The organism is Ruegeria sp. AB6, assembly GCF_056542685.1.
On the sequence record NZ_JBQGAD010000027.1, the window covers coordinates 1 to 4,492 of the forward strand.

The 4,492-nt window shown below is 62.8% G+C and carries 3 protein-coding genes; all 3 read left to right on the plus strand.

The window, feature by feature from the left end:
- Window positions 1-16 precede the first annotated feature (16 nt).
- The 3 genes from gcvT to gcvP all read left to right on the plus strand — a co-directional run bounded on the left by gcvT (window position 17) and on the right by gcvP (window position 4,466).
- On the plus strand, window positions 17-1,111 hold the full coding sequence (gcvT, locus tag ACR0DB_RS22450) for a glycine cleavage system aminomethyltransferase GcvT (RefSeq protein WP_170775890.1): 1,095 nt from the start codon (window positions 17-19) through the stop codon (window positions 1,109-1,111).
- Window positions 1,112-1,129: 18 nt separating this feature from the next.
- Window positions 1,130-1,495 (plus strand): glycine cleavage system protein GcvH, encoded by a 366-nt coding sequence (gene gcvH / locus ACR0DB_RS22455; protein WP_170775892.1) that lies wholly within the window; start codon window positions 1,130-1,132, stop codon window positions 1,493-1,495.
- Between the two features lie 115 nt (window positions 1,496-1,610).
- The gene (gene gcvP, locus ACR0DB_RS22460) at window positions 1,611-4,466 is read left to right on the plus strand and encodes an aminomethyl-transferring glycine dehydrogenase (RefSeq protein ID WP_480553071.1); all 2,856 of its coding nucleotides are present in this window, start codon (window positions 1,611-1,613) and stop codon (window positions 4,464-4,466) included.
- The last annotated feature ends 26 nt before the right edge of the window (window positions 4,467-4,492 follow it).

Below are 4,492 nucleotides of genomic sequence, written 5' to 3' on the forward strand. Positions count from 1 at the left end.
TTGAAAGGTTATAGATATGACATTACCGCGGCGCACGCCTTTGTATGACTTGCATGTTGAGTTGGGCGGGAAGATGGTTGATTTTGCTGGGTGGGAGATGCCTGTTCAGTATTCTTTGGGGATTATGGGTGAGCATTCGCAGTGTCGCGAGAGGGCTGCGGTGTTTGACGTCAGCCATATGGGTCAGGTGATTCTGCGCGGTGAGAATGTGGGGGAAAAGCTGGAAGCTTTGTGCCCGCAGGCTTTTGCGACGCTGAAAGAGGGCAAGGCGCGCTACGGTTTTTTTACGAACGAAGACGGCGGGATCATGGATGACCTGATCGTGTCGAATGCGGGGGACCATTACTTTGTGGTGGTGAACGCGGCGCTGCGGCATCAGGACATTCCGCATATGCAGGCCAACCTGGACGGCGTCGAAGTGATCGAGATCTTCGACCGTGCGCTGGTTGCGGTGCAGGGACCCAAGGCCGAGGATGTGGTGGGCGATCTCTGCCCTGCGGCGCGGGATCTGAAGTTCATGGAAACCACGGTGGCGGATATCAACGGCGTTGAATGCCGTATCTCACGCCTGGGTTACACCGGTGAGGACGGGTACGAGATCTCGATCCCGGAGGACAAGGCCATAGAAGTGACCCGCGCGTTCCTGGCGCATGAGGATTGTGAAGCCGCCGGTCTGGGCGCGCGCGACAGCCTGCGGCTGGAGGCGGGGCTGTGCCTTTACGGCAATGACATCGACCAGAGCACCTCTCCGATCGAAGCTTCGTTGGCTTGGGCAATCCAGAAGCGCCGCAAGGAAGAGGGCGGCTTTCCCGGCGCCGCGCGTATCCAAAAGGAACTGGCCGAGGGGCCTGCACGCAAGCTGGTGGGCATCAAGCCGACAGGTCGAGCGCCTGCACGTCAGGGCGTGGAAATCCAATGCGCCGAGGGCAATAGCATTGGCCAGATCACCTCGGGCGGGTTTGGCCCCACGGTGGGTGGACCGGTGGCGATGGGCTATGTGGCGGCGGGCCATGGCGCGCCGGGCGAGGTGGTCAACCTGATCATCCGGGGCAAGCCGCAACCGGCCGAGGTTGTGGCGCTGCCCTTCGTCACCCAGAATTACAAGCGTTGAAGTCAGGAGAGAAAGACCATGGCAACCTATTATTCCGAAGAACATGAATGGCTGGATGTGGACGGCGACACGGCCACGCTGGGCATCACCAAGCACGCCGCCGAGCAGCTGGGCGATGTGGTCTTCGTGGAACAGCAGGAAGTGGGTGACGAGTTCGAGAAAGACGGCGAGATCGGCGTGATCGAATCCGTCAAGGCGGCCTCGGAACTCTATGCGCCGGTGGATGGCGAGATCACCGAGGTCAACGAAGCACTGGCCGACAATCCCGGCGCGCTGAACGAAGACCCCGAGGGTGAGGCGTGGATCTACAAGATCAAGATCGCGGACGCGTCGCAACTCGAAGATCTGATGGACGAAGCTGGCTACAAGGCCTTCATCGGCTGATCCAGACCGGGGCCCTGTATAGGGCTCCGCCCGTTCGGGCCGAACCGGCTCGTGATGATGTATCGGAGGTCTGCGTGGTCTCCGCCCGACCTGACTTATTCATAGGAGCGCTGCAATGGCTTTCAAACTGACCGACTACGAAGCCTATGACTTTGCCAATCGCCGCCATATCGGGCCCAGCCCGACCGAGATGCGCGACATGCTCAAGGTGATCGGCTTCAAGACGCTGGACGCGCTGATCGACGCCACTGTCCCGCCCGCGATCCGCCAGAAAGAGCCGCTGGACTGGGGTCCGGCGATGACGGAACGCGATGCGCTGTTCCATATGAAAGAGGTGGCGAGCAAGAACAAGGTTCTGACATCGCTGATCGGTCAGGGCTATTACGGCACCACCACGCCCGCGCCGATCCTGCGCAACATCCTGGAAAACCCGGCCTGGTACACGGCCTACACGCCCTATCAGCCCGAGATCAGCCAGGGCCGTCTTGAGGCGCTGTTGAACTTCCAGACCATGGTCAGCGACCTGACGGGGCTGGACGTGGCGAACGCGTCCTTGCTGGACGAAGCCACAGCGGCGGCCGAAGCCATGGCCATGGCCAAGCGCGGCGGGCGGTCCAAGGCCAATAACGCCGCCTTCTTTGTCGACCGCAACTGCCACCCGCAGACCATCGCGGTGATCAAAACCCGCGCCGAACCTCTGGGCATCGACGTGCAAGTGGGTGATCCCGACAGCCTCGACGCTGGCGCGGTGTTTGGCGCGATCTTCCAATATCCCGGCACCCACGGCCATGTGCGCGACTTCACCGCTGAGATCGCGGCGCTGCATGAACACAAAGCGATTGCCATCGTCGCCGCCGATATCCTGTCGCTGGCGCTGCTGAAGTCACCGGGTGAGATGGGCGCGGATATCGCCATCGGATCGACCCAGCGCTTTGGCGTGCCGATGGGCTATGGCGGGCCCCATGCCGCCTATATGGCGACCACCGACAAGCTGAAGCGCGCGATGCCGGGCCGGATCATCGGTGTCAGCATCGACAGCCGGGGCAACAAGGCCTACCGCCTGGCGCTGCAGACTCGCGAGCAGCATATCCGCCGCGAAAAAGCCAACTCGAACGTCTGTACCGCGCAGGCGCTGCTGGCGGTGATGGCCTCGATGTACGCGGTCTATCACGGCCCCGACGGCATCAAGGCGATTGCGCAATCGGTGCACCGCAAAACCTCGCGCATGGCCGCCGGTCTGGAAGAGGCGGGCTTCTCGGTCGAACCCGAGGTGTTCTTTGACACCATCACGGTCGAGGTCGGCCACTTGCAGACCACCGTTATGGAGGCCGCCGTGGCCCGTGGCATCAACCTGCGCAAGGTCGGCGAGACGAAAGTGGGCATCAGCCTGGATGAACAGACCCGCGCCGAGACGATTGAGGCGGTTTGGGGCGCCTTCGGCATCGACCGTCAGGATGACAGCTCGAACGTGGCGTACCGCCTGCCGGATTACGCCCTGCGCGAAACGCCCTATCTGACCCACGAGATCTTCCACAAGAACCGGGCCGAGGCCGAGATGACCCGCTATATGCGCCGTCTGGCCGACCGCGATCTGGCGCTGGACCGGGCGATGATCCCGCTGGGCTCGTGCACCATGAAGCTGAACGCCACGATCGAGATGATCCCGGTCACATGGCCCGAGTTCGGCAATCTGCACCCCTTTGCTCCGGAAGATCAGGCGCAGGGCTATCATGAGATGATTGCCGATCTGAACGACAAGCTGTGCCAGATCACCGGCTATGACGCGATCTCCCAGCAGCCCAACTCGGGCGCGCAGGGCGAGTATGCAGGCCTGCTGACCATCCGCAACTATCACTTCGCCCGCGGCGAAGGGCACCGCAATGTCTGCCTGATCCCAACCTCGGCGCACGGGACCAACCCGGCCTCGGCGCAGATGGTGGGCTGGCAGGTGGTGCCGGTGCAATCGGATGAGAACGGCAATATCGACCTTGCAGACTTCCGCGCCAAGGCCGAGAAGCATTCGGATCATCTGGCCGGCTGCATGATCACCTACCCCTCGACCCATGGTGTGTTCGAGACCACCGTGCAGGAGGTCTGCCAGATCACCCATGACCACGGCGGTCAGGTCTATATCGACGGGGCCAACATGAACGCCATGGTCGGCCTGTCGCGCCCCGGTGACATCGGCGGTGATGTCAGCCACCTGAACCTGCACAAGACCTTCTGCATCCCGCATGGCGGTGGTGGCCCCGGCATGGGCCCGATCGGCGTCAAGGCGCATCTGGAAGAGCACTTGCCCGGCCATCCTGAATACGGCACCGCCGTGGGGCCGGTCTCGGCCGCGCCCTTCGGGTCTCCGTCCATCCTGCCGGTCAGCTGGGCCTATGTGCTGCTGATGGGCGGCGCGGGTCTGACGCAGGCGACCAAGGTGGCGATCCTGAACGCCAACTATATCGCGGCGCGTCTGCAGGATGCCTATCCGATCCTCTACACCTCCGAGAGCGGTCGTGTGGCGCATGAATGCATCCTCGACACCCGACCCTTGGACGAGGCGGCGCATGTCAGCGTCGACGACATCGCCAAGCGTCTGGTCGACAGCGGCTTCCACGCCCCGACGATGAGCTGGCCGGTTGCCGGAACCCTGATGGTGGAGCCCACCGAATCCGAGCCCAAGGACGAGTTGGACCGCTTCTGCGACGCCATGCTCTCGATCCGATCCGAAGCGCAGGATATCATCGACGGCAAGATCGACGCGGAGAACAACCCGCTGAAAAACGCCCCCCACACGGTGCGCGATCTGGTCGGCGACTGGGACCGGCCTTACAGCCGCGAACAGGCCTGTTTCCCTCCGGGCTCCATGGGCGTCGACAAATACTGGTCCCCCGTCAACCGCGTCGACAACGCTTATGGCGACCGCAACCTCGTCTGCACATGCCCTCCAATGGACGCGTACGCGGAAGCGGCGGAATAAACAGAAAACCCCCGCCTTGGCGGGGG